36 protein-coding genes are annotated in these 25,422 nt (G+C 40.3%); 15 read left to right on the forward strand and 21 right to left on the reverse strand.

Annotated features, from left to right (window positions below; all coding sequences use genetic code 11):
• Positions 1-615 precede the first annotated feature (615 nt).
• From SAE01_RS05960 to SAE01_RS05975, 4 genes are all read left to right on the forward strand, one after another.
• A complete protein-coding gene (locus SAE01_RS05960; RefSeq protein WP_147202761.1) occupies positions 616-1,425 on the forward strand; it encodes a class I SAM-dependent methyltransferase in 810 nt (269 codons plus the stop codon).
• 156 nt (positions 1,426-1,581) lie between these two features.
• Positions 1,582-2,682, forward strand: a complete 1,101-nt coding sequence (locus tag SAE01_RS05965) for a nickel-binding protein (protein WP_147202762.1) — start codon at positions 1,582-1,584, stop codon at positions 2,680-2,682.
• Between the two features lie 144 nt (positions 2,683-2,826).
• The gene (locus tag SAE01_RS05970) at positions 2,827-3,222 is read left to right on the forward strand and encodes a DUF4242 domain-containing protein (protein ID WP_246113174.1); all 396 of its coding nucleotides are present in this window, start codon (positions 2,827-2,829) and stop codon (positions 3,220-3,222) included.
• 259 nt (positions 3,223-3,481) lie between these two features.
• Positions 3,482-3,940, forward strand: coding sequence for a DUF2846 domain-containing protein (locus tag SAE01_RS05975; protein WP_147202763.1), 459 nt, complete (start codon positions 3,482-3,484; stop codon positions 3,938-3,940).
• Positions 3,941-4,617: 677 nt separating this feature from the next.
• On the opposite strand, the gene SAE01_RS05980 is transcribed toward SAE01_RS05975, so the two are convergent.
• The 3 genes from SAE01_RS05980 to SAE01_RS05990 all read right to left on the reverse strand — a co-directional run bounded on the left by SAE01_RS05980 (position 4,618) and on the right by SAE01_RS05990 (position 8,877).
• A complete protein-coding gene (locus tag SAE01_RS05980) occupies positions 4,618-5,340 on the reverse strand; it encodes an adenylate/guanylate cyclase domain-containing protein (RefSeq protein ID WP_147202764.1) in 723 nt (240 codons plus the stop codon).
• Between the two features lie 355 nt (positions 5,341-5,695).
• Entirely contained in the window at positions 5,696-7,408 is a 1,713-nt protein-coding gene (locus SAE01_RS05985) for a cysteine desulfurase (RefSeq protein WP_147202765.1), read from the reverse strand.
• A 38-nt stretch (positions 7,409-7,446) separates the two neighbouring features.
• The gene (locus tag SAE01_RS05990; RefSeq protein WP_147202766.1) at positions 7,447-8,877 is read right to left on the reverse strand and encodes a family 2B encapsulin nanocompartment shell protein; all 1,431 of its coding nucleotides are present in this window, start codon (positions 8,875-8,877) and stop codon (positions 7,447-7,449) included.
• 890 nt (positions 8,878-9,767) lie between these two features.
• Here SAE01_RS05990 and SAE01_RS25070 point away from each other — a divergent pair.
• Complete coding sequence (locus tag SAE01_RS25070) at positions 9,768-9,902, forward strand: hypothetical protein (RefSeq protein WP_262713360.1); 135 nt, start codon at positions 9,768-9,770, stop codon at positions 9,900-9,902.
• A 310-nt stretch (positions 9,903-10,212) separates the two neighbouring features.
• Here the strand turns inward: SAE01_RS25070 and SAE01_RS05995 are convergent, their stop codons facing one another.
• The 17 genes from SAE01_RS05995 to SAE01_RS06070 form a co-directional block, all read right to left on the reverse strand.
• A complete protein-coding gene (locus tag SAE01_RS05995; RefSeq protein WP_147202767.1) occupies positions 10,213-10,800 on the reverse strand; it encodes a hypothetical protein in 588 nt (195 codons plus the stop codon).
• Positions 10,801-10,817: 17 nt separating this feature from the next.
• The gene (locus SAE01_RS06000) at positions 10,818-11,732 is read right to left on the reverse strand and encodes a relaxase/mobilization nuclease domain-containing protein (protein ID WP_147202768.1); all 915 of its coding nucleotides are present in this window, start codon (positions 11,730-11,732) and stop codon (positions 10,818-10,820) included.
• Positions 11,729-12,085, reverse strand: a complete 357-nt coding sequence (locus SAE01_RS06005; protein WP_147202769.1) for a plasmid mobilization protein — start codon at positions 12,083-12,085, stop codon at positions 11,729-11,731. The genes SAE01_RS06000 and SAE01_RS06005 overlap by 4 nt, the downstream gene beginning before the upstream one ends.
• 184 nt (positions 12,086-12,269) lie before the next feature.
• Complete coding sequence (locus SAE01_RS25190) at positions 12,270-12,602, reverse strand: toprim domain-containing protein (protein WP_147203074.1); 333 nt, start codon at positions 12,600-12,602, stop codon at positions 12,270-12,272.
• Between the two features lie 167 nt (positions 12,603-12,769).
• Entirely contained in the window at positions 12,770-13,096 is a 327-nt protein-coding gene (locus SAE01_RS25195) for a CHC2 zinc finger domain-containing protein (protein ID WP_147202770.1), read from the reverse strand.
• Positions 13,097-13,154: 58 nt separating this feature from the next.
• The gene (locus tag SAE01_RS06020) at positions 13,155-13,484 is read right to left on the reverse strand and encodes a helix-turn-helix domain-containing protein (RefSeq protein WP_147202771.1); all 330 of its coding nucleotides are present in this window, start codon (positions 13,482-13,484) and stop codon (positions 13,155-13,157) included.
• Positions 13,485-14,106: 622 nt separating this feature from the next.
• Positions 14,107-14,547, reverse strand: a complete 441-nt coding sequence (locus SAE01_RS06025) for a carboxymuconolactone decarboxylase family protein (RefSeq protein ID WP_147202772.1) — start codon at positions 14,545-14,547, stop codon at positions 14,107-14,109.
• A 53-nt stretch (positions 14,548-14,600) separates the two neighbouring features.
• A complete protein-coding gene (locus SAE01_RS06030; RefSeq protein ID WP_147202773.1) occupies positions 14,601-15,182 on the reverse strand; it encodes a Crp/Fnr family transcriptional regulator in 582 nt (193 codons plus the stop codon).
• Between the two features lie 458 nt (positions 15,183-15,640).
• Positions 15,641-16,864 carry a site-specific integrase gene (locus SAE01_RS06035; RefSeq protein WP_147202774.1) on the reverse strand — a complete coding sequence of 408 codons (1,224 nt, stop codon included), beginning with the start codon at positions 16,862-16,864 and terminating at the stop codon, positions 15,641-15,643.
• 418 nt (positions 16,865-17,282) lie between these two features.
• Positions 17,283-17,615, reverse strand: a complete 333-nt coding sequence (locus SAE01_RS06040) for a hypothetical protein (RefSeq protein WP_147202775.1) — start codon at positions 17,613-17,615, stop codon at positions 17,283-17,285.
• Positions 17,616-17,804: 189 nt separating this feature from the next.
• Entirely contained in the window at positions 17,805-17,993 is a 189-nt protein-coding gene (locus SAE01_RS06045) for a YodC family protein (protein WP_147202776.1), read from the reverse strand.
• Positions 17,994-18,029: 36 nt separating this feature from the next.
• Positions 18,030-18,926, reverse strand: coding sequence for a hypothetical protein (locus SAE01_RS06050; protein WP_147202777.1), 897 nt, complete (start codon positions 18,924-18,926; stop codon positions 18,030-18,032).
• A 117-nt stretch (positions 18,927-19,043) separates the two neighbouring features.
• On the reverse strand, positions 19,044-19,199 hold the full coding sequence (locus SAE01_RS24390) for a hypothetical protein (RefSeq protein WP_170234092.1): 156 nt from the start codon (positions 19,197-19,199) through the stop codon (positions 19,044-19,046).
• Positions 19,200-19,238: 39 nt separating this feature from the next.
• On the reverse strand, positions 19,239-19,784 hold the full coding sequence (locus tag SAE01_RS06055; RefSeq protein WP_147202778.1) for a hypothetical protein: 546 nt from the start codon (positions 19,782-19,784) through the stop codon (positions 19,239-19,241).
• Positions 19,785-19,817: 33 nt separating this feature from the next.
• Positions 19,818-20,240 (reverse strand): hypothetical protein, encoded by a 423-nt coding sequence (locus SAE01_RS06060; RefSeq protein WP_147202779.1) that lies wholly within the window; start codon positions 20,238-20,240, stop codon positions 19,818-19,820.
• Positions 20,237-20,530 (reverse strand): hypothetical protein, encoded by a 294-nt coding sequence (locus SAE01_RS06065; RefSeq protein WP_147202780.1) that lies wholly within the window; start codon positions 20,528-20,530, stop codon positions 20,237-20,239. The genes SAE01_RS06060 and SAE01_RS06065 overlap by 4 nt, the downstream gene beginning before the upstream one ends.
• Positions 20,531-20,604: 74 nt before the next feature.
• Positions 20,605-21,420, reverse strand: coding sequence for a hypothetical protein (locus SAE01_RS06070; protein WP_147202781.1), 816 nt, complete (start codon positions 21,418-21,420; stop codon positions 20,605-20,607).
• Between the two features lie 223 nt (positions 21,421-21,643).
• Here SAE01_RS06070 and SAE01_RS24395 point away from each other — a divergent pair, with 223 nt between their 5' ends.
• Positions 21,644-21,793: a hypothetical protein gene (locus SAE01_RS24395; RefSeq protein WP_170234093.1), complete on the forward strand. Its 150-nt coding sequence runs from the start codon at positions 21,644-21,646 to the stop codon at positions 21,791-21,793.
• On the opposite strand, the gene SAE01_RS06075 is transcribed toward SAE01_RS24395, so the two are convergent.
• Positions 21,794-22,183: a hypothetical protein gene (locus tag SAE01_RS06075; RefSeq protein ID WP_147202782.1), complete on the reverse strand. Its 390-nt coding sequence runs from the start codon at positions 22,181-22,183 to the stop codon at positions 21,794-21,796. It lies immediately after the preceding gene.
• A gap of 124 nt (positions 22,184-22,307) precedes the next feature.
• Between SAE01_RS06075 and SAE01_RS06080 the strand changes: the two genes are divergently transcribed.
• The 9 genes from SAE01_RS06080 (at position 22,308) to SAE01_RS06110 (ending at position 25,389) form a co-directional block, all read left to right on the forward strand.
• On the forward strand, positions 22,308-22,598 hold the full coding sequence (locus SAE01_RS06080) for a hypothetical protein (protein ID WP_147202783.1): 291 nt from the start codon (positions 22,308-22,310) through the stop codon (positions 22,596-22,598).
• A gap of 101 nt (positions 22,599-22,699) precedes the next feature.
• Positions 22,700-22,960 carry a hypothetical protein gene (locus SAE01_RS06085; RefSeq protein WP_147202784.1) on the forward strand — a complete coding sequence of 87 codons (261 nt, stop codon included), beginning with the start codon at positions 22,700-22,702 and terminating at the stop codon, positions 22,958-22,960.
• A gap of 55 nt (positions 22,961-23,015) precedes the next feature.
• Positions 23,016-23,225: a hypothetical protein gene (locus SAE01_RS06090; protein ID WP_147202785.1), complete on the forward strand. Its 210-nt coding sequence runs from the start codon at positions 23,016-23,018 to the stop codon at positions 23,223-23,225.
• A gap of 17 nt (positions 23,226-23,242) precedes the next feature.
• The gene (locus tag SAE01_RS06095) at positions 23,243-23,431 is read left to right on the forward strand and encodes a hypothetical protein (RefSeq protein WP_147202786.1); all 189 of its coding nucleotides are present in this window, start codon (positions 23,243-23,245) and stop codon (positions 23,429-23,431) included.
• A 95-nt stretch (positions 23,432-23,526) separates the two neighbouring features.
• The gene (locus tag SAE01_RS06100; RefSeq protein WP_147202787.1) at positions 23,527-24,006 is read left to right on the forward strand and encodes a hypothetical protein; all 480 of its coding nucleotides are present in this window, start codon (positions 23,527-23,529) and stop codon (positions 24,004-24,006) included.
• Between the two features lie 11 nt (positions 24,007-24,017).
• Complete coding sequence (locus tag SAE01_RS06105; RefSeq protein ID WP_147202788.1) at positions 24,018-24,278, forward strand: hypothetical protein; 261 nt, start codon at positions 24,018-24,020, stop codon at positions 24,276-24,278.
• Between the two features lie 196 nt (positions 24,279-24,474).
• Entirely contained in the window at positions 24,475-24,627 is a 153-nt protein-coding gene (locus tag SAE01_RS24400) for a hypothetical protein (RefSeq protein WP_170234094.1), read from the forward strand.
• Positions 24,628-24,794: 167 nt separating this feature from the next.
• Positions 24,795-24,950: a hypothetical protein gene (locus SAE01_RS24405; protein WP_170234095.1), complete on the forward strand. Its 156-nt coding sequence runs from the start codon at positions 24,795-24,797 to the stop codon at positions 24,948-24,950.
• 145 nt (positions 24,951-25,095) lie between these two features.
• A complete protein-coding gene (locus SAE01_RS06110; protein WP_147202789.1) occupies positions 25,096-25,389 on the forward strand; it encodes a hypothetical protein in 294 nt (97 codons plus the stop codon).
• The last annotated feature ends 33 nt before the right edge of the window (positions 25,390-25,422 follow it).

Raw genomic sequence — 25,422 nt, forward strand, 5'->3', positions numbered from 1 at the left:
GGCAAGAGGGTATTGAGCACCTCACTGCAGATGGAATTTCTTTTCAGGGTCCTAAAAAGTTTCACTTGGAATGATACAATAGAGTTTATTGACCAGAATGGCCACGTTTTACGAGTAAACCAACCAGGGGACACATCACCCTCTTGGTTAGCAGTATAAATTTTTGATACTGTTATCTATAAGTCACTAACTCCATTACCTCATTTACTGTCTACAAAGAATGTAAACGATTTTTTTTTCTCTTAAGGTGAATATATGAGATTTGATGCGCTGTTGACGTTCTTCACCAACAGGCCTTAGCCCAACAAAAGTTTTCAGTTGAAGAACTTCTGCAAGGGCGCTGCTGGGAACACCATGAAAGTAATTTTCTGTACTTAGCTGAAGTAGTACAATAAACCTTTTGTTGCGTCGCACACTTGTACTGTTGTAAGTATGATCGCCCGGACTACTGCCACTTTCATTTCAACTGGTGATTCTTTAGGAAGACATACTTAAACTTGCCGTACCAATCCAACCTGCAGAAAACCGAATAGATATTCAGAGTACCTCTTATCTATAATTAAGTAACCTACGTGCACCATCGGAATCTAGATTCGTACACCAAAACTAAAAAATATGAATCCAAACAAAGCTTTATGGGAAAAGGGCGACTTTACCCAACTTGCCCAAACGATGCGCGAAAGCGGCACTAAACTGGTCTCTACATTCAATATAACGAAAGACCTCGACGTTCTTGATCTTGGCTGTGGCGATGGCACTACCGCTATACCAGCAGCCAAACTCGGCGCAAGGGTTTTGGGTGTAGACATTGCACGAAACCTGGTAGAGGCAGGAAACAAGCGGGCGAAAGAAGAAGGACTTACCAACTGCACTTTCCAGGAGGGTGATGCCTGCGATTTAAACGAATTGAAGGACGCTTCCTTCGATCTCGTCGTAAGTATTTTCGGTGCAATGTTTGCGCCCAAACCTTTTGATGTTGCCAAAGAAATGGTGAGGGTTACCAGGCCTGGTGGACGAATAATAATGGGAAACTGGATACCCGGAGATCCAACTCTTGTAGCGCAAATACTAAAAATTTGCTCTGCTTACACTCCTCCTCCGCCTGAAGGTTTTGTCAGTCCTATGCTATGGGGTGTAGAGAGTAATGTTATTGAACGGTTCGGTGCGGCAGGTGTGTCAAGAGAAAAAATATCATGCGTGAGAGAGACTTACACGTTCACATCTTCCTACCCACCTTTGCACTTTGTAGACAAATTTAAAAACTACTATGGGCCAACGATGAATGCTTTTGAAGCTGCCGAAAAAAATGGCAAAGCTGCAGAACTGCAACGCGAATTGGAAGAACTTTTTGTGAGTCAAAATAAAGGTGGATCAGAAGCAACATCTATTCCTGCGACTTTCTTAAAGGTAACTGTTAATCGATAAATCTTGCAAGGGTCAAGTGTCGAAGCCAAAGTAGTACCCCGGCCTAATGGGAAAGTTTTCGTCCTGTTGCATCCGTTTTTAAGCTGCAAACCACTTTGCAGCTTTACTTATTTTTAATATATTGTTCTTAATTCATCTGACCAGTTTACTCGTGCTATGCCAATCTATATGGACGCCCATATCATCTCCGGAGTAAAGGCAAAAGACGTTGCCGAAGCACACACCAAAGACCTCATACACCAGCACGAATATGGATGTAAATGCATGACTTATTGGACCGATGAGGAGCGTGAAAAGGTGTTCTGCCTAATTGAAGCTCCGGATAAAGATGCAGTTAGGGAGCTTCATAAAAAATCTCACGGGTTAATACCTAATAAAATCATAGAGGTCAGCAGCAAAGTTGTACAATCATTTTTGGGCAGGTTATATGATCCCGAGGATGTGGAGTCAAACGACGAGGGACTGAAAATTTTTAATGACTCTTCTTTCAGGATTCTGCTTGTGGTAAAAATTATTGATTCGATTTTGCTTCAGCATGAGTTGGGCAGCGTTAAGGCAAATGAGTTGCTGTTGCGGTTGAGGAGTGTGGTTAAAAAAAGTTTATCGACTTGTGGAGGTTCATCCGTCGAATATGCAGGAGCTGAATTTGTTGTTTCATTTACCTCTGCAGCCACAGCAATCAGCTGTGCCTCCTCCATTACCGAGAACTTGACGCCCGAGGATGTTGGATTGCTCGATCTGAAAATAGCGATAAATGCAGGCGACCCTATTGAAAAGAGTAACAAGTTATTTGGAGATGTAATACAACAGGCCGCTAACATGTGTATGCTCCAGGGCAGCTTTCGTGTTGCAGTTTGCTCATCAATAAAAGATTTGGTTGCTAATACTGACATTCAAAACAAGAAGGAGAAATTTCGAACATTGTCACCACATGACGAAAGTTTACTCCGGTCGCTATTTAGCAAGTTGGAAGAGAACTTTGGTAATTGCAATTTTGATATTGCAGACTATGGCAAGGCGATGGCAATGAGTATGTCGCAGCTGTACAGGAAGACATTGGAGCTAACCGGAATGTCGCCTAACCAACTTTTGAAAGATTACAGGCTCGCTAAGGCAAAAGAATTAATGAAGCAGAAACCTTATTCTATTTCTCAAATAAGTTTTGATACTGGCTTTACCAGTCCTTCTTATTTTACCAAGTGTTTCAAATTGAAATACGGCCTCCTGCCAAAAGCTTACCTCGATATGCTACAGTAATCGTTCTTTCCGTTGCACGAATATTACTATTTAAAGAACGAATTTTTACACCCCATTTTCTATTTATTGACTGATTTGTAATACCACCCCCGCTTGCTGCGATTATACCTTTATATCATCTTAAAACCAAAATTTATAAAGTTTATGAAGACAGTAAAAGCAATCTCCTGCTGTATGATTATAGCCCTTGTATTAGTTGGCTATACTTCATTTGCACAACAATTAACAACTAAAAAAAATTTAAAAATCAACAAATCAACAGTGATGAAAACATATGTAATTGAAAGAGAAATACCCAACGCAGGTAAGTTAACTGCTGAAGAATTGAAGGCAATCGCGCAAAAATCAAATTCAGTATTAAAAGAGATGGGTCCTCAAATTGAGTGGCAACAAAGCTATGTGACCGGTAATAAAATTTATTGTGTTTACAAAGCGCCGAATGAAGAACTGATAAAGGAGCATGCAAGGAAAGGAGGATTTCCTGCAAACTCAGTTAGTGAGGTGGCAAACATGATAAATCCGGCAACTGCAAGCCATTAAGCGGATAGCTCACTACTGGTAAAAACAGCCTTATGGCTGTTTTTGGTTTTTCAGGATGCTGGGTTTTAAGCCGATGCAAAGTGTTATACACGATATGGTGCGTGAACCATATGCAGAATAAATCACTGTTGCGTCTGTTCCAGTTTCCCTTATTAGATCAAGCCAGGCATCGCGATAGGATATACAATAAGGCAGACAAAAGGCGCGTTGTAAGGAAGTACAAATTCTTATATTGCCTTTTTAATCTACAGCTTTAACAATGAGAATTTTATCTCTTTTTGTGCTTTTTGCGTTTGCATTTATCAGCCTTTCAGCCCAAACAGATTCCACTAACACGTCTCCTGCTAAGACATCTTCCATACCACTTGATACAAGTGGTATGGCTAAGGTGTATGTGATTAGGTCAACAGGTCATTTAGGGAGTGCCATAAATCTGCGGATGGTGGTAAATGACATCATGATGTGCAAAGTAAAAAATAATCATTACGCGGTTGTTTTTGTAAAGCCCGGCACTCATATGTTCAATGCTACTACTTGGGATAAACCAGGAACACCTCAAAAGTTTGCTTTGAAGATGCCGGTAGAGGCAGGAAAAACTTATTACATGACCATGCACATGAAGCAAAAGTTTATGGGAGTCGAGATATTTCTTGAGGAAGTAACTTATAACACTGCTTCTCCACTGATTGCCAAGTATAAGCAGGATGAATGTGATTAGTCAAACAACTTATATGAATTTTAAAAAAGATTTTCTGTACAAGATAGGAGTACTTCTTCCCTTATAATCTAGTTCGTTCGAGGGATGTGCCCAATTCGGGAGTTGCTATAATCTTCATTTAAGTCTGATTTTAATGGTTAATAACGCGAGGCTTAATCTACATCAAACATAAATCGCCCTAATAACTTATATCTGATTATTAGGGGGTGTGATTAGGCGCGAACCAATGATGCACTATTGAACCATCAAATGGTTCAAAAAACAAGAAGATATAAAAAAAGGCACTGATTATCAGTGCCTTTACAGTGACCGCGTCAGGATTCAAACTATATCTTCAAATGCTTATCCAGCAAGGATTTCAGAAGAACTTGTTATCATAGGTAACCGGTTAGGTCACCTATAAATCTCATCAAAATTAGTTAAAAAAATTTCATTTAAAATTCGGCTTTCTAATGTTTTTTGGCTCGAATTTGAACTTGAGGTTGACATTGCCTGCATAAGGTTGCCAACAGGAGTGGAATCATTTCAACATCAAAATCCTTCAGCTTTTTGTAAGTGGACGTGGAAGGATCAAAGGAAAAAATAACACCCTTAGTGCTGTATGGGTTTTCATCATTATAGTCGCTCCCTCCCGGTGGGGCCATGGCATATTGGGTGCCGATTGTTCCGGTTTTTTGTCACGCCAGGACATAACCATCTACTGGGCTAGTGATGCCCTTCAAGGTAAGGGTTCGCTTTTGCGCATCGGGAAATTGATCTTTTACCTGGTTGAATACCTCTTGCGTTACCATGATTTCACCGATGCCCGCTGCTCCCTGCAGTCTGGAGGTTAAGTTAACCACCGGACCAATGGCGGTAAAATCTTTGTAAGTGGTACCCACTTCCCCGATGTAGCATTCCCCCGTATGGATGCCGATGCCCACACCTAGGGTGTGGAGGTCAGCAAGGCCAATTTCTGCTTTCAGATGTTCACAGTCTTGCTGTAGTTGAACGGCGGCTCGCACGGCATTGTGGACATGCTCTTGGCGGATGAGGGGAAAATTGAATATGGCGAGCACCGCATCGCCAATGAATTTGTTTACCACCCCATCTCTTTCCCAAACGGCGGCCGAACAGCGGTCGTAAAAAAGGTGGAGCAGTTCATTCAGTTTGCTGGCTTCTATTTGCTGCGACAAATCCGTATACCCCCGAATATCGGCAAAGAGGATGGTCGTGGGAACAGGTATTTGTTTGTGCTTCATAATCTTGGCAAAATTAGTCTCGCAAAAGGTGCACATATTAGGATGCATCTTGCTTTTCTTGATGCCAAAAGTCTTAAAAAGGAAAGCCAAAGGACCGCGGATGGCAGTCGGCATATGCATGTGTTCCCAGCAGCCTTGGCAAAGTATGGTTTCTTTCATTTTGCGCGTAGAGCCCTGATGTAGGCTCTAATTAAATATAGCTTTATTTTACAATTACATTGCCTTATTTTATCATTAATACCGGTTGTCCAATCCTTCTGTAACCCCGCTCATGTACCAGTTCTACTCTATTTATTCCTTAATATTCCATTTTTAGTACTTGTTTTAGGCATATAAAAATGTTTTATAACACAAAAAGAAAGGAATTCGGCCCTGAACTACTAAAGGCGTATGACCTTTGAAATCAACTATAATAATTCTCTAACCTTAGCAAATTAACTGTTCATCAAAATCGTTACATCTCAAATTTAAACCTCTAGATTCTAAAAGGAAAAGGATTTATTTTCTCTTACTCTTACTTTGCCAGGCGCAGCACTGCTTCCCGCAATCTGTCAATATCCCCTATGGTGTTATAAAAGGCTAGCGAAGGGCGTACAGAGCTGTTAAGGCCAAAGCGGCGCAGGGCTGGTTGAGCGCAATGATGGCCTGCCCGCACGGCGATTCCTTCCCTATCAAGCAGCTGACCAATATGCTGCGTTTGGTAGCGAGGCATGATAAAGGAGAGAGCACCGGCGCGATGACGCGGGTTACCAATTAGTTGAAGTCCGGGAATATTACCCAGGGAAGCTACCAGGTACTCCATCAGCTCATTTTCATGGCGGTGAATGTTCTCTAGCCCGATCCCCTGCACATAATCTATTGCTGCTCCTAGTCCTACGGCATCTGCAATGCTGGGCGTTCCTGCTTCAAAGCGTGCGGGAACGCCATTGAAAGATGTCTCCTCGAAAGATACCTGGTCAATCATGTTGCCACCACCCTGCCACGGGATCATTTGCTCGAGGTGTTCAAGCTTCCCGTAAACGGCACCAATTCCAGTAGGTGCAAACAGCTTATGGCCCGAAAAAACAAAAAAGTCGGCGTCCAGCGCCTGCACGTCGATGGGTATATGTTGAACAGACTGCGCTCCATCCACTACAAAGGGAACACCGCGCCGGTGTGCCGTTGCAATCATCTCCGCCAGAGGTACTACTGTTCCCAATGCATTCGATACATGGCCCACCGCCACTAGGCGCGTTCGTGGACTAAACAGCCGCTCGTACTCCCCAAGCATGAGATCCCCCTCGTTATTGACAGGAATAACCTTAAGGTGTGCGCCCCGCTCACGGGCTAGCATTTGCCAGGGCACGATGTTAGCGTGGTGTTCGAGTTCGCTAAGGATTATCTCATCGCCTGAAGAGATACGTTGCCGACCAAAGGTGTTTGCAATGAGGTTAATGCCTTCTGTAGTGCCCCGTACCAACAGAATTTCCTGTTTGGAGCCGGCACCTATAAAGTGGCGAATCTTATCACGGGCTCCCTCGTAGGCATCCGTAGCGCGCGCTGCCAAAGTGTGGGCGCCGCGGTGAATATTAGAGTAGTCGCGCTCATAGAAACGTGCCAGTGCATCGATGACCGATTGTGGCTTATGAGTGGTCGCGGCATTATCGAGCCAGACCAGGGGTTCTCCGTTCACCGTTTGTTGCAGCGCTGGGAAATCCCGCCGCACAGTCTCTGGGTGGAACATTCTATACGACGACCAGTCTCTATTGTCTTTCTGTACGTTTAGAGGATTGGTAGGTTTGACTGCACGCGCTGCTGCCATTGTCTCGAAGTAATACCCTCCTATTTCCTGTGAGGTTGTATAGCAACGGCTGTAGAAGTCCTTAACCTTATCAGTACTACTAAAGGCTTCAGTCTGCTCAGAACCGTTGAGAAAGTAAAAATCCGTCTGGGGTAGTGCTTGCTCCAGGAGGGAATGTTGGGACGGGGGCCCAATATCAGGGGCAATACTCCGACCTCTTTGCCAATGTCCTGCTGACATCTCATGATCAATACTATCTCCGAATCCTGCTTGTACGACTCCCGGAAGGTGTAGCGATGAGATTGGCTGCTCTTCGCCCTTATGCTGCATCGGAAGCGCAGGTTGGTGCTCAGCAGTGCCTTCGCGATAGAATTTGTTAGCAAGCTGTTGCATCATGTCCTGGCCGGACATTTCATCTAGTGGGTTAAAAGAAGGTTGTTTGTTCATTGCATGAGGCGTTAGGTGACTTTATATCCGGATCGAAATTAATAGTCATAGTAGTGGCGAACCTGAACATTTTCCATTACCGCCAGAGCGTCGCTGGTTAGTACGGCACAGGAGAAGTAGAGCGTTAGCAGGTAATTTTTGTGCGCATCTGGGGATATGCCATTGAACTCTACATTGAGGCTTGGCGACTTCTCGTTGTGAATACCTGATTGGTGTAAGCCAACTACCCCCTGTTCTTTTTCGCCAACCCTCATCAGCAAGATGTTTGTTGTTCCTAATGGTTGTTTGTTGTGTCCATCGCCAATTAAAAGCTTATCAGTAGGAATGATAGGAACACCGCGCCAGGTAATTACGGGAGAGCCCATTAAATTGATTGTTGGCGGTGGCACCCCACGGCGCGTACATTCTCTTCCGAAAGCAGCAATGGCTTTGGGATGGGCCAGGAAGAAAGCAGGTTTTTTCCAAACTAAACTAAGCATCTGATCCATATCATCAGGTGTAGGGGAGCCTTTGCGTGGCTGAATACGCATGGTGGGGGCCACCTGTGAAAGCAGACCAAAATTAGGATTGTTGATCATTTCCCACTCCTGCGTTTCTTTTAACTCTTCAATCATCAGCCGCATCTGTTCTTCAATCTGATTGAAGGGTTCATTGTAGATGTCTGCAATGCGTGTGGGCACTTTCAGAATCGATTGAATGATGCTGAGTGGGTATTCACGCGGGTTTTCTTCGTATTCTATAAAGCTGGATGGAATGGTACGTACACCTTCATAATCGCGCTCAAGGAATGACCTCGCCTCACCCGCCTCATTGTGCCGGAGGTTTTGCTGTTTCCGCTCTGATAGGGTATGCTCAAGGTTCTCTTGAATGGAAGGCAACTCTTCTGTGAGTTTTAGGAACTTTGTACGCTCCATGACAAACACAGTCGTAGGCATTAGTGCAACCACCGTCGCCATTCGTGGCTTGTTTTCGAGCAGGGCCATCTCTCCAAAGTGGTCTCCGCTACTCAACACATTGAGCACCAGTTTTTCTCCGTGGGGACCTGCCTGGTTAACCTCAACTTTTCCGTCTGCAATGAGGAAAAAGGTATCCCCTGCTTCACCTTCGCTGAATAGTACGCTATCTATTGCATAGTGTTTGGTCATAAACATGCCAGTAATACTGGTAAGCTGATCTGGGAGCAAACCACTAAAAATTTTTAACTTAGACAACTGCTCAGGCTCTAGCTTTAGCTTTCCATTTCCGTTGCTTTTGGTGTTAGTATGGGAAAAATAAAGCCGCTCTTCTGGTCGCACCACAACTTTCCGCTCATTCACGCGGTATGTTCCTGCTCTCACCTGCACCCAAGGCAGCAGCTTCAACAGCCATCGAGGCGTGATTGAAGCCATCTGTGGAGCTGATTTAGTTGTGGTGGTCAACTGACGGGCAGACTGAATCGATAAAGTCTGCGGGTTTGAAGATTCAATCATTGCTTTAATTGTTTTTTATTGATAAAGATGACATATGTGTTGGCCTCATTTTTCGGTTTCGAGATGCAGCAATCCGACATTGAGCCTTTATATCAATCGGGTATACAGCCGTCTTGCAAAGAGTGTAATCCGACACAGACCAGCATCTGTCGACGATGAGATCGTCTATTTCTTTATAATCATCTGATATATTAAGTTTAAGCTTCAAGCAATCATTAACTAAGCTTAAGACTAATTCTTTTAAATTCATATATTCTGGCATATCACTCTTTGTACCAATGGTTTCTAGAATTTGATGCTCGATTTAATCTTCATGATTAGAGAAGGATTATATGTTTGGTTATGTGTTCCATAAAGTATATAGAGTTTTGTTTTTCGAATAGTGATTTCTCGCCTGCGTAGTCTTACTAAAACAAAGATTGAAGATATGCCAATGCGTTGAAAAGCTATTACATCCGCTAATATTTGCATATCAAAATAGGCGATCATTAGTCCAAAGATTTAAATACACAAAAGGCTTAATACTCTAAGGTTTTCATACTTTATAAATTACCTTTTTGGAAAAGATTTATTTCGTTAATAACATAAAAAGCGAGAATACATGAGTCTTAAAACACCTGAGTGGTAGTAATTTTTAGGGAATTCTGTGGAAATTAAATGCACAACTATAGTATAAAACTATCAGTAATTCAACTAATACTATTAATGGGAAATCTACACGGACACTCATAAATTTAATGAAAATCAGTTATAAAGATTTAATTTCGAATTCCCTTTTTATGACGATGTTTCTGTTCTAATCTGTATTTAAGTTTGACCTGCTATTTTTTGACAGTCAACAGGACGACGTTAGTAAGCTGCTGGCTTTTGCTAAACAAAATCACCTGCAGTTGTCGCTAATTGATGAGAGTGATGAATATCATCTTCCCGGCAAGCCGCTGGATGAAAGAGAAATCAATGAACTAACTGAAAGTAGTCGAAACAGTGGTATTATCTCCGATGGAGGATGCGTACAATTTGCTTAGTAAAAAATATAATGCAGGTTAATTATACCAAAAGAGCGTTTGTAAATTAACGCAGCTGATAAATTTTATTGAAGCTTCTAATACCAAAGGTGCAGGGCTGCGATGATTGAATCGTTACGAATCATTTTTAGAGAAGGAATTTTTAAAACCACGGGAGGTGCGCTTTTGTAATAACGCAACTTTTAACCAATTAGGCCTCCGCTGTATATAGTTTAATGATTGGTTAATTGCATTTTCAATAAACAAAGATTCTATACTCATAGAGGCTATATTACATCGCTCCAGAATTATTGATTAGAACTTCACACCTTTACCTGCTCTCCTTCGCTTTTGCCTTTAATTCTTCCGCATCTCTTTCTTTTTCACCCGCAAGACGAAGTAGTTTTGTTTGTTCTGCTAATCGATCTTCCTGCTGTATTGTTGTTTGTCTTAAGGAATCAGGATTAAAGTTATAAGAGCTATCAATGTAGTATAACAGTCTTACCAGATTTTTACCTCCACTCATCTTCAATGCCCGATATTTAATATCGTTTGCCTCGAATTGCTTTGTGCTGTTGTAGGTATTCATACAGGTTATTAACAGCACGACTAAACAGATAAATAACGCTAAGGAAATCCTCAAGCTTTTATTTAAATGCAAATGGTATGTAACACTATTTTTTACATGTTCGTCTCTTTTTAAAATGTATGAGTCGAGTCTTTCCCAAATTTCATTTAACCTTTCATTACTTATCCTAACTTTTGCTGCAATCATACTTAATTCGGATTTGAATGCCTCAAGTTTAATCAATGTGCTCCGCGGTACTTCATCATCTATTGGCATAGTTTGCTGCTTTAATAAAGCAATCTCAATAGCCTCAAGTTTATCTACAATAGCTTGCAATACTACCTCGCTCATCACAAATCATTTTTAAATTATAAACGAAACCCCTTCGATTTCTTTTTGCGTTTCTTAATCAAAAATTGGTTATGCCCCTGTTCTCTATTCACTTCTGGCTCCGCTAGTTCTTTTATCAGATCACTTTGCTTTAAAGGAAGACCTTCATATTTAGGAGGCCGAATGATACTAGGAGCAGCAACCTTTTGCTGTACTTGTTTAGCTTGTTGTTGCTGCAATGTTCTCTGCAAATTCTTGATGGAAAAGTTTCTATCCACTTCACTGCCCTTGTATTTATAATCTCCCAACTTAAAACTAATTCCCTGCAACTCACTTGTCTGACCTTTGTATTTATATAATGTTTCGATGCCTTGTTTTTGTAATTGATCTTTCAGGTCGTCCAAATTTTTGCACTGACAAATGGTTGAAGAAACAGCCTGGTAAATAGAATACTTGATACTGTCTTTTTCGTTTAATTTTTCCAGGTGAGTGAGGCTTAAGTTTTTGTTGACCGCTTCTTTTAACTCATACTTTTTTGTTAGTTGTTGCGCCACTTTCTTACCCTTCAATCCTATCCAATTATCTTTGATTGTTTGTCCTTGATTGTTTACCAAATTTGCAATTACATGTAAGTGTAGATGTTCTTTATCTATGTGTTTTGTAATCGCAAATTGTGTGTTGGTTATACCTAATTTTTCTAGGTATTCCCTCGCTATCTTAGCCATTTTTTCATCGTCAATTTTCTCGCTTGAATAGAAACTTAGAATGGCATGAAAAACAACTTTATTTAGTGAGGGTCTTAACGCCCGCTGCTCTTCAAAATCCGATGCCATAAGTTTATAATCATGTCCGCGTACACCTTCAACATCTAATACTTTCGACCTGGTTTGATTAGAACAAACATATTTACAAACGCCGCTAAAAGAACTTCCTATAACCACTTTACTAATCATTTTTTGAACCGTTTTAAAAGTTCGTCAAATTCATTTCTATAAGTCTCAAATACTAACAATGCTTTCAACGCCCCTTCTCTATGAGCTTTCATTGTTAACTGATTTAAGTTGTTAGCAATGCCTAAGGCAGCCCTGACAAATTGCCTTTCTTCTTCACTTAATCTTGCAACTACTTGTCCGTTCAGAGCCATTTCCCGGATGTAAACACTAATGCCTAATCCTGCTTTAGAAGCCTTTTGTTTTACCACAAAATGTTCAAGCTTTGATAGTCGTACCCCTGTCACAGTATCTTTTTTTATAGACTGCTTAGGTCGTCCTCCACTGTGTTTGATTTGTTCTTCGTCACTTTTCATGATCATCAATTTTCTTATGCGACCAACGGGATGCAGAAGCAAGCCAGCGTTTTTGTGCAACAAAAACACCGCTTGCTTCTCCAAGACATTATAAGCGCCTGTACTGCCTGGACACAAGTTTTTCCTCCTTGCATAATTTGACAATACACTCGTTCAGATTTTAATAACCTTTATAAAATTTGCTCTAATCCATAAATTTTACTGATCTTTTTTTCGCAAGTAAGGTGCACTTTCTACCTGCATTATCATGATTAAGGTATAAGTGAACCTGATAATGTTTTTCCATCAATAGCAGACTTCTTTCAAAGAATGAAGGAGAATTAAGTATCAGAAAATTTGTCAGTGGCTGAAGTTGTTCTTGATGCAATACCTGGTAGCTTAAGTAATCGAAAAAGTCTTCAAAAACGCTGATGTTATTTGCCCTGTTGTCGATGTGTGTAACCCATTTGGGAGTGCTGCTTCCTTTAAAATATTTACTCCTTAACCCGTAGCCTCCAGCACTATTTTTAAAGCCAATTGCTTAATAAATTGTTTCATTAAAACTGTAAGAAACTTCGCCGCAATACCGGTTGGCAACATTCCCGGCAATCAAATTTTTTCGTAAGTATCGGCAAAGTAAAGAGTCCGCAATTGGTTGCTTCGAGGCTACTATTTTAATAGCGGCTTCCGACGCATCCCCTTCACTTAAAACAATATTTTCAGGGCTATAAGTTTGTACAAATTCAAACCCTTTTTCATCATGATTTTGCGGTGAAAAAGAGAAAGTTTTTGAAGTGCTTTAACTAATTTGCAGTTAAAATAAAGCATTGTAAAATCAACCACGTTGCCACCTTTTCGGAGGCTGTAATCGTACCATACGCTTTTTGTCTTATTTACTTTAAAAGAGGAAAATCTTTCGACTCTCAATGGACTTGAATACCAGTAGTCTTCAATGCTTTTTTTGCCACGTTCACATCCTAATGAATATAGATACTTAACCAAATCTATTTTGTTTGCTTCTGGGCAATTCATAGTGTCACTTTTGTATGATTACAAGGAAGCTATAGATCATTCAAACTAAGTGGAGATATTACTGCGGCTTATTGGTCTTCCCAGCTTCGAGTAAATGTTGTATTTCTTCGTAATCGTAATAATGAACGCCACCTATTTTAGTGTAGGGGATAACACCGGATGACTTCGGTGTCTGTAAAGTACCAGGAGAAATTTTAAGTAGTCTTCTCACTTCATAAGACTTAAGCCACTTTTTTGTTGTAATACCTGTTGCTGGCTTCAATGCCCTCAATAACTCTTCTAACAATTGCTTTTTGAAATCCTCTAAATCATCGACAGTTATAAGTTGATGAGCAAAGATTTTTTTAGGATAAGTATCCTCTGCTGTTTTTCGGAATGCTCTTTCCATAACACCTCATTTTTAATTTCTTGTTATCACATCAAGTGCTGCTAATTCAGGTTTTAAATAATTTCGACACACTAATATCTAGATTGACAGGAATTAGTTAGTCTAAATTGTAATAACTCCTTCGATCTGATTTATAAGCCTGTGACTATTTAAAACACTTTATATTATAACGAAATTAGATAGTAGCTGTGGCCCAAACAATCCTGTTCAAATTTTAGACAGGATCGTTCTTTTTAGAACCTGTCCATCTTGCCTGCTACGTGTCAATTTTTAGCAGCACAAACAGTAGGAACGCAAAGGAAGACGAAGCAATTTGTAAATTATTGGCAGCGGGTGACTTTGCTGTGCTGAAATGAATGCAGGACGTCGTGTAGCGTTAATGGAACTCAGTGAATATTGTATCGTTGGTATTGCAAAATATCCGCCGAGTGATGGGTTTGTATGCTTGCCAGTGGGAAGCCATGAAACGAAGCATCAGGATAGCTACGAACGTGGTGTAATGTTAGCGAAACGAATGTTTTTTAATACTGATGTAGAATCAAAAGAGGCTGCCTCGAACAAATGAAACAACCTTTTTTGTAATTGCTAATATAAAAAGCAAACCCTGTTTGCACCGCAACGATTACTTCGGTAACTCAGACTTTCCCGTAATGGCAATTCTGTTCCATGCATTAATGGTTACAATTGCCATAATTACCTGCGACAAATAAGCCTCGTCAAACAACGCCGCAGCCCTGTTGTACGTTTCATTTGTTACGCCCCTTTTACTAATCAACGTAACCTCTTCCGTTAAAGCAAGTATTGCTTGTTCTTCGGGGGTAAACAGACCTGATTCCTTCCATGCATTTAGCAGAAAAATACGTTGTGCGGTTTCGCCATCATGGAGTGCTTCTGTGGTATGCATGTCAAGGCAATAGGCGCAGCCGTTAATTTGCGATGCTCTTATTTTAATAAGATGCATCATTGTTTTGCTGACAGTCGAAGTTGCCAAATAACCTACCAGTGCATACATGGCCTTGTATGCCTGAGGTTGCACCTGCTGAATGTTAACTCTTTTTTCCATTGTGTTATCTTTTTTTGATGACACAAAGTTGCTATAGCGACCTCCGAAAAAACTTAAGCTGGTTTAAGAAATGGTTTCTTCCTCAATTCACTCAGGTACTCTGGCGTGATGCCTAAATAAGAAGCTAGCAGGTATTGCGGGATACGCTGAATAAACTCGGGAAAACTGTTGTTGAAATGGTGGTAACGCTGCTCTTTCGAAAAGTCGTACAGGTACTTAATTCGCCGCTGCGCTGCCGCAGATTCACGCTGGTGTATGTAACGGAAATACTTTTCCAAATGCGGCAGCTGTTGCATCAACCTTTCATAATCGTAATGTTTAATTGCCAATACTTGTGTAGGTTCAACCGCCTGTATATAAAACTCTGTCGGCTCCTGTTTCAGGAAGCTAAAATAATCTGTAAGCCACCAGTTCTCCAGCGCGAAGTGTGTGGTTTGTTCTACCCCGGTATCCTTTACAAAAAACATTCGCAGGCACCCCTTGGCAACAAAATAAAGGCACTTACAAACACCACCCTCATTTACCAGGTTTTGCTTCTTTCGCAGGTTAATAGTTTCAAAACAAGCAGCAATGGATAGCCGCTCATCTTCACTAACCGCTACAAACTTCGACAGGTGTTTTAATAATGCTTCCATTTCATATTTTCGGTATCTAAATTATGAAGCTATCGGGTAATAGATTAAAAAGAATTTGGTACCCAGCCGTAGAACAAATATGTAACAGCCGTCGCGTCGCACTCTTGTACTTACAGAATTCCATTGCACAACACATTGTGTTAGCATTTTTAGTTTCACCCTTCAGCCTTTGCAGGTGTTACTCATAGGAAATTGGTTTATAGGGTATTAATTTAAAAGCAAACGAAAAAGAAGAGAGTTTTGTGTGTTGGCTGTGCATTATGCCATAGCGTTTTGGCTGCTTACTCTGGCTAAATTTGCATTTATTCTTCCGCCGGATCGCAATTAACTTTGCGGAAATTTTATTTGATATTGATTTTGAATTCTGAGGACGCCTTAAAAAATGCTGATTTTTTCTAAACTAGCATCAAATTAGCAACCTTATTTTCTTTAGCTGCCTATCCTTCGTAATCATCCTTCTACAGCCTTGATAATTTCCGCTCTAATATATCCATATCCACACTTACTTTATTCTCGAGAACCTTAGCATAAATTTGAGTAGTTGTAATTTTTGAATGCCCCAGCATATTGCTTACTGTTTCAATAGGTACACCATTAGTAAGTGTGATTGTTGTAGCAAACGTATGGCGAGCCATATGAAAAGTTAAGTTCTTCTTGATTCCACATACGTCAGCGATTTCCTTTAAATAAGCATTCGTTTTAATATTGCTTATTACAGGCAAAAGCTTGCCCCTATTTGAGCTTTGCGAATCGTTTTTATATTTTTCAATTATTTGAAGTGCTTTTGGTAACAAGGGAATGTTTGATTTTTCATTTGTCTTTTCGCGGAAAGTGTAAATCCATTTTTTGCTGTCGATTCCAACTACTAAATTGTCAGTAGTTAGTTTTTCCACATCAACATATGCTAAGCCGGTATAACATGAAAAAATAAAAATATCCTTCACCTTTTCAAGGCGATCTAATTCAAAAATTTTCTTTTCAATAGCATCCAATTCTATGGGCGTTAGAAAGGTTCTATGCGTCTTTTCCGCTGTTGTCGCAAAAGCTATAAAGGGATCTTTGTCAAGCCAGTTTTTACTTATCGCTTTGGTCACAATTTTTCGAATGCGCTGAATATGTTTAATGACCGCATTTGTACCACATCCCCAGTTTCTCCGTGCATAGCTGTCAAACTCCCTCAAAAAGTTTTCGTCTAATTCCTTAAAAGCAATATCTGGACGACTATATTTTTTTACCAGGAATTCTTTTAAATGCCCTAATGTCACTCGCCAGTTTTTAATAGTTCCAATTGAAAAATCTATAGTAACTCTTGCCTCCATTTCCGCTAAGTATTCTGAAAAAGATAAAACAAGTGTCCTTTGCTTATGCACCGAACCCAATAATTCATCTTTAATATCATCGGCACTTAGAATTTTCCCTTTTTCAATCAAACGGTTGTAAACTTCTCTTGCACGATGCTCAAATGTTTCAATTGTTTGATTAAGTCTCTTACTGTCTTGAAAAGCACTTTTTAGTCTCCCTTTAGCTGCATTCCATTTTAGAGGATCTACAAATGTTTTTGTTGAAATCTCCGCTCGTTTTCCATCCAATGTTATTCTTAGATAAACAGGAGCTAAGCTGTCCTTGTTTGCTTTATCTCTTCTAATGTAAGAGAGTAGCGAAAATGTGTGGTTCTGTGTCATACGTTTCAATTTTTGGTATCTTTTTCATTTAAAAACGATCTAAAAAGCCCTTTTAAACTTTTAACTTAAATAACCTGAAACGCAATGCTGGTAAGGCTTTGACTGCGATTCGATACCTAAATTTATTCTTTAAGAATAGGTATCCGAATAGGGCACCAGCAGTTTGATATTATTTGAATAGTTTTGAACGGGTTAAAAACACAAAAGCCAGCAAATCAATGATTTAGCTGGCTTTTAATATGTTTTGAATTACTACCTGGTGACCGCGTTAGGATTCAAACCTAAAACCTTCTGATCCGTAGGCCAGTCGTCTTATTGTTTCTTTTTCTGAAACCCAGTCTGGTAGCGGCTTTCATTTTTTGGGTATGTTCTGATTGCTTTTAAAAGTGGTAACGTTTGGTAACGAAAATGGTAACGCCTATAAACTCGGCTTTGGCGCTTGCTCTTTAATCATTCTAAGCCCTTCTTCAATCAACTGCACTGCGCCTAGTTGTGCCCCTTGTTTGGCTTTTTGGTTTGTAAGGCCACATAAGTAGTCCATGGTAGTACTGTGCATCTTACAGACCTTCAGCAGCTGCTCAATAGTAAAGCTGCGTGTGCCGTTCTTATAACCGTTAAGGTTCGTCTGCAGGATTCCAATATGCTCGCACCACTCTTTGTCACTGCCCCCGAACTCCTTTTTCATTAGTTCCAGTGCCCGGGTGTTCCAGACAGGAACTTTAGCAGTTGGCTTAGATAGCTTATTTATCAATTTGATTAGATTTATTATATTTGATTTTCTTTGAAAAAAAATATGTTTTATGACTACTTATGAACTAGCATTAGTTAATGTAGAACTCTTGAAAATTGCTTTAGCAATAGGAAAATCGAGTGGCGCAAACTCTGCTACTTTAGAGACTACCCTAACTAACTTCCATAAACTTAAAGAGCTACTTGCTATTTAGTCAACTCTCTTCAATGCTAATGGAGCAATATTTTCTCTTCTGATATCTTTAGTTATAGGATGTATGAAAATGCATCTCGCATATCCATCGCTATTTATAACCTCTACTGTTAATTTCTGGTAGTGCGTCGAGGTATCAGATTTTAGTCTTACAATGTCCCCTGGCTTTAATGTTTCTTGCGTCATGTTACTTATAGTTTGTTGGTTTTTGTTACGGTTACTCTACTTCTTATCATCAATTTGTTTAATTCTAGACTCAACTCCCGGCAGATTTTTCATATCCGGAAAGAGGTTCTTCACATCTTCCGGCGCCGCTAGGGCGGGAATGACTTCCGCCCCTTTTGAAATTTCTTCTGCAAGAAGTTTTACTGACAGCTTCAACCTATTTATCTGGTCAGGATCAGAGTCCCCAGTTTTAAAATATTCGTGATAAAGGTGCACGGCCTCTGCATCAATTAACATTTGCGTGGTTTGTTGTTGCACTTTTATCATGAGCTCCTTCTGATCATTCTGTAAATCTTGTTGGCGGACTAATTGTTCTATATACCTACTTTCTTGATATTTTTTATTCGCCACTGCAGCGGACCAAGTAAGACCTCCAATTAAAGAAACTGCAGTCAGGCTTCCAACATATACTTTCATCCAAATAGATCCATTTTCTACTCCTTCGATAACGACTTGCCCGTTAATTGTACTATTAATAATTGCCTGCGAAAGAATTTTATCGAAAACATCGGATGTTTTAGAAAGGTCCTTAAAATCACTTATCGGCGGTAACTTTATCAGTATATCTTCAGCTTTCGGTTCACCAGCAATTTTTGCTAACTCAACGTACAAAGCGTCGACCAACTTTGATAGGGAAACTAACGCATCTTTAAACTCTCCGGAACTCTTTTCGTGCAAAAGTCCGCCAGTTAATGTTAAGTTGTACTTACTGAAGGTGGTGACGAATTCATGAAAGGCATCAATTTGTTGGATCAAATCAAGAGCCTTCAAAAACTCGTCGTGGTCAAGTATTACGCGTGTTTTCACCCCGTTATCGACGACACTACCTAATTCAACCCTATCAACTATTTTTTTTACTAGCTGGAGCCGCTCAACTTTTTCGAAAAGAGTCATAATTTTTTTGCTGTTGTTTCGTTGTTTGAAATTCTTAATCCCATTGTATGACCTAGGCTAAGTGCTTTTAATGAAGCAGTTCGCTGTACGTAGTTACATTTATCTAAGGCTTACACCCTACGCCGACGTATACGCTACTAAAAAAGTATAAACGCCCTTAGTAGCATCAAGCGTAAGATTTGTTGAAATGATTTGAGCGCCACTTGATAAAAGAGCCTGGTAATCTGCCGCCACAAAAGCTATTGTACCGGTAACGTAATGCACCCTTTGCATAGTCTTAATTTGGTTTTTTGAGGGTTAAGAAAGGATCAATCACTTTAGAAACCTCGGCTGCTTCTTTGTCTTCTTGTGGACTTTAGCTTTAAACTTTGGCTTTGGCTGTTCCTGTTTTGATCCATAATAATTGTTGTTAATCACTTTAGTAACGTGTGTTGCCGCTTTTGAATCTTCCTTGGGAGTAGCCGGGTTTAAGTCAGGAAAAACAGTAATGAGAAAAGCAAGGAATCCATAGAACGCTCCTGCATCCTTTGGAATTAGCAGATTAAAAAGGGCGATTAATCCGGGATGGATTTTAATTACCTCTTCTTTAAACTTCTCAGCGGGGTATTTTTCATCGTACGCTTTTTTCGTCAACAATTCAAATTCATAAATTACCTCTTTTGTAAATTCTGGCGCTGATAGAATGTTGGCAATTTGGCCTTTATCAAATTTGAGCTCACCTTCAATAAACCTAGCCATACCACCGCACCCTGGCTTTTTACAACTTATAAAATTATTTGACATTGAGACAGTCAATCCATCTATATAGATGGACGGGCTGTCGAAAACAAGACCACACTTAATACACTTTGCTAGCATTCCTTTTTGTTTGTTCAGCTCAAAATAAGGCTGTTACTGAAAACTTACGTTTTTTACCATATAAATAATTATTAGAAGATAAGCCACTACCATGCAGAACATTTTAAGCCGGTAAAAGACTTGGATCGTTCGGCTAGTTCCCATGGGAGCAGGAGTGTCCGGGTCTTGTTCTGTTTCAGGTTTTGTTTTTAACCTTTCGATTACCTCACCACGCTTTTTGAGATAATAGCTAGTCCATAACTCGCCAGCGATTAAGTATTGCAGTAGATCGAACAGAGCTGATGCCCCGAGGAAAATAAGCGCAGGAATTAACCTTTTGTCGAGAACATCACTTCCGCCAATAGTCTTTTTAAAAAGCCAAACGATCCCAATTCCTGCCAAGGTTATTTGGCGGCTGATTTCGCTTGCCTTCCCCGTGTAGGTGTCGATTACTTCGGTGTATTTACTCAGTTTCATTCGCCGTCTTTTGGACTTATGTATTTAGGCCCCGTCCAGTCATTTACGTCATTTCGGTATGCGTCATCTCGCTCGCTCCAGTCGGGGTCTTTTCGTTTTTTAATAAGAAAATTATCGTCGTCCCCGGGTTCGCTGCTCACTCTTGGATAATCTTCGTCAATACAAGCGGGGTCTTCAGGAAAAGAAGGAATTAAATCACTTTCTTCAGCTTCAGGAATAAAACCGTCGTTCGTTAGGGAGGTTTCATCTTTCTCTGCCGGCTCTTGGCCATCTGGATGTGTATGTGCCATATACTGCGTTTTTTAATGAACGATTTTGTTGCTTACTCTTAGAAATGAAGAAATGAACAGCACTCTTTTCATAATTATTTCACTTTAATCTCAATTTGTTTTGCCGGTTTTGGTGACCAGTTCAATATGCTTCGCCTATGCAGCCACACTTCTAACACGTCATCTCCGTCAAGGATCTCTTGCGGGTATTTTTCTTCATTCTCTGCTATTATAATCCATTGGGGAATACTCCAAGCAAAGTCTTCGTCAAGTGGGACCCGGCGTTCTCTCACGATCGCCCTTCGAAATAGAATTCTCCGATCTTTTGTTACGAATACGTATAAATTGAAATTTCCAGATTCGAAATAATCCAAAAAGCTTACTTGAGTAGCAAGTATGAAATCTCCTTTTCGAAACGTCGGCTCCATTTCATCTCCTCCAACTTCAAAATACCTCCAGATCGCGCCTTTCGGTTTTATTCCGGGTAATATTGGGAATTTGGGGAATTGTTCTATCCTCCGCTCAGAAGCGACTGCGTCCGCGTACTTACGATGTTTAGGGGTAGTGATAAGCGGGACTTGAAGCAAAATGTCTACGTCTTTTCCGCCGCGTATCACTGTGTCGTGTTCGTAAGATCCATGGCGGACAATTTCTGGAGGTTCAGGTTCATGAAGTTCATTAGAGTTTTCCTTCAACATTTTACCTTTGCCCGTTAATAAATAGTTTCTATTTATTTCAGGATATGCCTTTATAATTTTTTCAGACAGTTCGGAGGATATATTTTTTATTTTTCCTTTTTCAATGTCATACAGATTTTGGCTTCTTGGCAGACCTATAGCCTTAGCTAAAGAATTTTTAGTCTTGTTTGTATGTGCTAGTAATTCAGAGAGTATATCGGCAGCGGACTTCATTCAGTATTACTGTATTTTTCTGTAGTTTCGGTTAAAATCTAATTACATGCGAAATATTAAGGCTTGGTTAGACCGTCTACCAATCATACCCTTTGTGCTGTGTTGCATTTGTATAGAGCTCGCAACCATATCCATTTCGCTTTCATCGTCCATTCATCAGACTAAACAAATCGTTAATCATTGCTGTAGCCACTCCAATTGCTGCAATTAAAACCAATCTTTTATGTGGCGTTTAATCAAAGAATGGATTTCTGTATTGCGACCTGACTGGCAGTTTCCCTTCTTCATTGCTATTTTTGCTATGCTTTTTGCTATTTTCGAAACACTCGAGGATATCCTTCATGTTTTAGAAAAGCTCTTACTTAAGAACTAGCTATTTACATTTGATTTCTATATAAGCCACCCATAGACCCAGCAGCGTAAGAGCTGTTCCAATAGTCCATTTACCTACATCCCACCCGGTTTTTCTAAGCTCTTTCCATCTAGCCTTCTTCGCCTTTGTTGTTTCTCCCTTAAACCCACCTTCCTCTTTAAACACCCTCCCTTCATCTGTGATACGAACACCGAAGGTTTCCTTGTCCCCTACAATTGAGGTATCAGGAGGAATTCTGCCATTTGTAAATCTGCTGTAACCCTTTGCACTCAAATAGATATATAAATCTTTTAGCGTCTCATAATTTTCATTGCTGTCATAAATCACGTAGACTTCACCATCATTTCTCAAAAACGAAAGTGCGCTATCTTTTTCTTCGTCGCAAAACATTTATCGTGTAAAGGTTACATATTGTAAAAATTATTATTCAGAAAAACTGAATAATTTACTTGTTTTATTCAGTAATACTGTATTTCTTTGTTATACAATCACTGAAAGTCAAAAACGGTATAACATGAGCAAGGAGCAACAACTCAACGAACAATTAAAACAGCTGAATGACCACCAGAATTTAAAAGGCCGTTTTGAATTGGTTCACCTTTTAGCTCAATCTTTTAACCTTGTTGCTTCCACCTCTTTTAATTTCAGTGGCCACGATGCCGGCGAGGTCGCGGTAACATCAAAAAGACTTCTTACCTGTATCGACCAGCTAACTTCTTTAAAAAACGAAATGGTACTGGATGAAGCACAACACAATCTGCATGGCGATATTCTGCCGCAAGCAAGAGAGCACGTTGATCAATGACCGCTAGAATAACAAAAGAAACAGTTCCATAATTAAACAACGGCTCAACGAGACTCACTGTATCACCAACCGAGAAATCTTCTTCCATTTAAATAACCATTATGTCAGACAAATCTAATAAAACAATATCAGTTGTAGAGCTAAGGTCTACAATTAAACAGCAGCTTGTAGATGTGGCTAAAAAACTTGATAGCCATGATCGTATGCAAATAGCCATCAACTTAAAAATTGACCTCGTAACCGTGAAAAGATATATGGATGGTAAGCTTGAAGACATACGGAGATTAGAGTTAGCCGAGCAGATTTTAAACGAGGCAGAAGGCATCGCTGAGGCTAAAAGTTGTTCTGCTGTCACAACGTAAAACTCACGCTCCAAAAGTTAATTATCCTTTTACAAATCCCTATAAAACTCACAAGATGCAAACATCACCTGAATTCTTTTTTGTAAAGAACACAAAGTTTGTTGTAGCCGTTGCGCCACAGAAAGAAGAGCTTGAAAACCTCATCCCTTCTCACGCATATTATCAAAAGCTGAACGGTGAGTTAGTGAGAGCTGAAAAGCTCGACGGGTATTACCCAAAGAGCATACTAGTACCGGTACCAAAAGAAAGTATTTACATAAACTAACCCTTTTAAAACACACTATGCCTGAAACATCGATAAGCAACGTTGAGCTGTTAGTAGACGGCGAAGAAGTTAGCCTCAGAGACTTTATAAAGACTAACGTGATAGACGACGTGCAAGTATCTCTTGAAGAGCTTAACGCTGTTCTTAACCTGAAAGTAGGCAAGCTGGTCTGTCTTGGGCTAGCCGATGTTCAGCGAGTAAAATAATTAGTCCCCCATTCCTTATAAATCCAATATCCCTTTTAAAGAGCCTATCCATTGAGAGACACAACTATTATTTCACAACCTAAAAATGAAATGTAATGTGTTTGATTTTGAAGGCCGCAACGATGCCGGGGTTAAAAAAGCGTATAACGCTTTCGGCCGAGCCAATTAAGATTACAGAGGATAGCGTACTATTCCAGTACCTGATGGACGGGAGGCTAAGGTTCTTAAGCCTTTACAAAGGGGAGGAGGCCGCGCTATTTTTTTATGAACGCGGTATCATCTGCGACTATGAAGGACTTGGCAAGCGGCTAAAAATGTACAAGAAGAAGATACACTGCCGCGAGGATAAAACCGGTACGCCAGTGATGTGGGAGAGCCAGGTGGAATTCACATGGGAGGATGTGCTTATGCTTCATGGCTACGAGATAGTTGATATCGCGGCCAACTGGGAGTACGAGATCACGGGGAGGATTGCGGGTTTTATTCCTTACCGGCCCAAGGCAATTATTCGCGATATGGATAGGCGCGACAACTACAAACCACTACCAGGACAATCACAAGTAATAGCAGCTTAAAAATTCATCTTATGCGTGTTATCTGCATCGAGAACGGCCCTTTACCTAACTCAGCGGGAGTTGTACACACAGCGCCAATGCTGGTAGAAGGAACGCCTTATGAAGTAATAAAGTTCAATGAATCATCCTACGAGTTGCGGGAGATCGCAACGCCAGAAAATTACTCGGGCTTCAATATCAAACGCTTCATTCCCTGCTCCGACATTGACGAAATACACCTGGAGAAGAAAAAGAAAGCTTCCATTTCTAAACTGTTCTCATTTCTTAAATAATGGACAATACCGCCATATACAACGAATTGCTAAGTCTGGAGGCTTCGGCCCGAGTGCTAGCGGAAAAAGCCGAAAGGTTAAGACTGAAATTGCCGGGCAGCTCTCTGCCAGGCAATCAAAAAACGCGTGGCGGGTTAAGTGACGAGGAAAAAGTAAAACTGATTGCCAAGAGGCAAAAAAGATTAAAACACTCAAAATGATAGTAGTTATCGCGCTCTTTGGTTGGCTTATTCTTTCGTTCGTTGTCGGCATTTTATTGGGGATGTGTATAGTGGAGAATGCCCACGAGGATATGAAGCAGGAGGCAACAGACTTTTATAAATCTGAAGAATCAGAACTTCTTTTCTAGCTGAAACAACCGAGCGACAGGCCCTGGTACTTACCGAAATTGGTTGCAAACAATAGTAGGAAGTAGCGCGAAAAAAGTCAGGCAGCTAAAATTTGTTTTTATAGGGTTTTGGATAATGAGCCAGCTGTGTTTCAACACAGGGGCTTTCTTTAAAAAACTTCCTTCTTATGCAAGAAAATATAGTCTACGTTCAAAAGCCCGCGGACAAAAACAAATTGCTTGAGCTGCTTAATAATGTTCCCCAAAGCATTTTAGTCGCTGATGTAAAAGCGATACTCTGGCTGGATGAAGTTAGAAGAGTTGCTGAAAATCTAAAACAATAACGATGATCGAAATCATTTGCGCCTTTGGGTCTGTAGGAGTCTTTGTCGCGCTGTGGTGGCTGGTGGTCTTGGTATTCACCACATGGTTTTACAGGCCGAAGAAACTGAATAGAAAACCTTATTACCAACCTTCAAAAAAATAAACATGGCAAGAGCAAAATACACTTATGAGAAGACGGATGTTAAGGGTAACATCTGCCTGGTAATTACCGACGCCGATCAGGGGCAGATGTCTGTCACCAATGACATTGAAACTGTTGTGGCGAAGATATGCGAAAAGGAGGAGTTGAAGCCTGAGAAGTGCATCATTGTTTACAAAGACAGTGAGGGTGCATGGGACGGTTACGACGCGGAGCACAACCACTTTGTAAGCTTAGGGGGTGGACATTGGATGCATGCGATTAATAAGTATTTAAAAATGCTACGGGAATCAGAATAAAAAAACCTCCCGTGTACTAGACGAGAGGAATTC

Source organism: Segetibacter aerophilus, from assembly GCF_007991655.1.
Taxonomy (GTDB): domain Bacteria; phylum Bacteroidota; class Bacteroidia; order Chitinophagales; family Chitinophagaceae; genus Segetibacter; species Segetibacter aerophilus.

Excerpts from the sequence above, each read along its gene's own strand:
- SAE01_RS05960 (WP_147202761.1), top strand. The coding sequence starts at position 616 with ATGAATCCAAACAAAGCTTTATGGGAAAAGGGCGACTTTACCCAACTT.
- SAE01_RS05965 (WP_147202762.1), top strand. The coding sequence starts at position 1,582 with ATGCCAATCTATATGGACGCCCATATCATCTCCGGAGTAAAGGCAAAA.
- SAE01_RS05970 (WP_246113174.1), top strand. The coding sequence starts at position 2,827 with ATGAAGACAGTAAAAGCAATCTCCTGCTGTATGATTATAGCCCTTGTA.
- SAE01_RS05975 (WP_147202763.1), top strand. The coding sequence starts at position 3,482 with ATGAGAATTTTATCTCTTTTTGTGCTTTTTGCGTTTGCATTTATCAGC.
- SAE01_RS05980 (WP_147202764.1), bottom strand. The coding sequence starts at position 5,340 with ATGAAAGAAACCATACTTTGCCAAGGCTGCTGGGAACACATGCATATG.
- SAE01_RS05985 (WP_147202765.1), bottom strand. The coding sequence starts at position 7,408 with ATGAACAAACAACCTTCTTTTAACCCACTAGATGAAATGTCCGGCCAG.
- SAE01_RS05990 (WP_147202766.1), bottom strand. The coding sequence starts at position 8,877 with ATGATTGAATCTTCAAACCCGCAGACTTTATCGATTCAGTCTGCCCGT.
- SAE01_RS05995 (WP_147202767.1), bottom strand. The coding sequence starts at position 10,800 with ATGAGCGAGGTAGTATTGCAAGCTATTGTAGATAAACTTGAGGCTATT.
- SAE01_RS06000 (WP_147202768.1), bottom strand. The coding sequence starts at position 11,732 with ATGATTAGTAAAGTGGTTATAGGAAGTTCTTTTAGCGGCGTTTGTAAA.
- SAE01_RS06005 (WP_147202769.1), bottom strand. The coding sequence starts at position 12,085 with ATGAAAAGTGACGAAGAACAAATCAAACACAGTGGAGGACGACCTAAG.
- SAE01_RS25195 (WP_147202770.1), bottom strand. The coding sequence starts at position 13,096 with ATGAATTGCCCAGAAGCAAACAAAATAGATTTGGTTAAGTATCTATAT.
- SAE01_RS06020 (WP_147202771.1), bottom strand. The coding sequence starts at position 13,484 with ATGGAAAGAGCATTCCGAAAAACAGCAGAGGATACTTATCCTAAAAAA.
- SAE01_RS06025 (WP_147202772.1), bottom strand. The coding sequence starts at position 14,547 with ATGGAAAAAAGAGTTAACATTCAGCAGGTGCAACCTCAGGCATACAAG.
- SAE01_RS06030 (WP_147202773.1), bottom strand. The coding sequence starts at position 15,182 with ATGGAAGCATTATTAAAACACCTGTCGAAGTTTGTAGCGGTTAGTGAA.
- SAE01_RS06035 (WP_147202774.1), bottom strand. The coding sequence starts at position 16,864 with ATGACACAGAACCACACATTTTCGCTACTCTCTTACATTAGAAGAGAT.
- SAE01_RS06045 (WP_147202776.1), bottom strand. The coding sequence starts at position 17,993 with ATGACGCAAGAAACATTAAAGCCAGGGGACATTGTAAGACTAAAATCT.
- SAE01_RS06050 (WP_147202777.1), bottom strand. The coding sequence starts at position 18,926 with ATGACTCTTTTCGAAAAAGTTGAGCGGCTCCAGCTAGTAAAAAAAATA.
- SAE01_RS24390 (WP_170234092.1), bottom strand. The coding sequence starts at position 19,199 with ATGCAAAGGGTGCATTACGTTACCGGTACAATAGCTTTTGTGGCGGCA.
- SAE01_RS06055 (WP_147202778.1), bottom strand. The coding sequence starts at position 19,784 with ATGCTAGCAAAGTGTATTAAGTGTGGTCTTGTTTTCGACAGCCCGTCC.
- SAE01_RS06060 (WP_147202779.1), bottom strand. The coding sequence starts at position 20,240 with ATGAAACTGAGTAAATACACCGAAGTAATCGACACCTACACGGGGAAG.
- SAE01_RS06065 (WP_147202780.1), bottom strand. The coding sequence starts at position 20,530 with ATGGCACATACACATCCAGATGGCCAAGAGCCGGCAGAGAAAGATGAA.
- SAE01_RS06070 (WP_147202781.1), bottom strand. The coding sequence starts at position 21,420 with ATGAAGTCCGCTGCCGATATACTCTCTGAATTACTAGCACATACAAAC.
- SAE01_RS24395 (WP_170234093.1), top strand. The coding sequence starts at position 21,644 with ATGTGGCGTTTAATCAAAGAATGGATTTCTGTATTGCGACCTGACTGG.
- SAE01_RS06075 (WP_147202782.1), bottom strand. The coding sequence starts at position 22,183 with ATGTTTTGCGACGAAGAAAAAGATAGCGCACTTTCGTTTTTGAGAAAT.
- SAE01_RS06080 (WP_147202783.1), top strand. The coding sequence starts at position 22,308 with ATGAGCAAGGAGCAACAACTCAACGAACAATTAAAACAGCTGAATGAC.
- SAE01_RS06085 (WP_147202784.1), top strand. The coding sequence starts at position 22,700 with ATGTCAGACAAATCTAATAAAACAATATCAGTTGTAGAGCTAAGGTCT.
- SAE01_RS06090 (WP_147202785.1), top strand. The coding sequence starts at position 23,016 with ATGCAAACATCACCTGAATTCTTTTTTGTAAAGAACACAAAGTTTGTT.
- SAE01_RS06095 (WP_147202786.1), top strand. The coding sequence starts at position 23,243 with ATGCCTGAAACATCGATAAGCAACGTTGAGCTGTTAGTAGACGGCGAA.
- SAE01_RS06100 (WP_147202787.1), top strand. The coding sequence starts at position 23,527 with ATGTGTTTGATTTTGAAGGCCGCAACGATGCCGGGGTTAAAAAAGCGT.
- SAE01_RS06105 (WP_147202788.1), top strand. The coding sequence starts at position 24,018 with ATGCGTGTTATCTGCATCGAGAACGGCCCTTTACCTAACTCAGCGGGA.
- SAE01_RS24400 (WP_170234094.1), top strand. The coding sequence starts at position 24,475 with ATGATAGTAGTTATCGCGCTCTTTGGTTGGCTTATTCTTTCGTTCGTT.
- SAE01_RS24405 (WP_170234095.1), top strand. The coding sequence starts at position 24,795 with ATGCAAGAAAATATAGTCTACGTTCAAAAGCCCGCGGACAAAAACAAA.
- SAE01_RS06110 (WP_147202789.1), top strand. The coding sequence starts at position 25,096 with ATGGCAAGAGCAAAATACACTTATGAGAAGACGGATGTTAAGGGTAAC.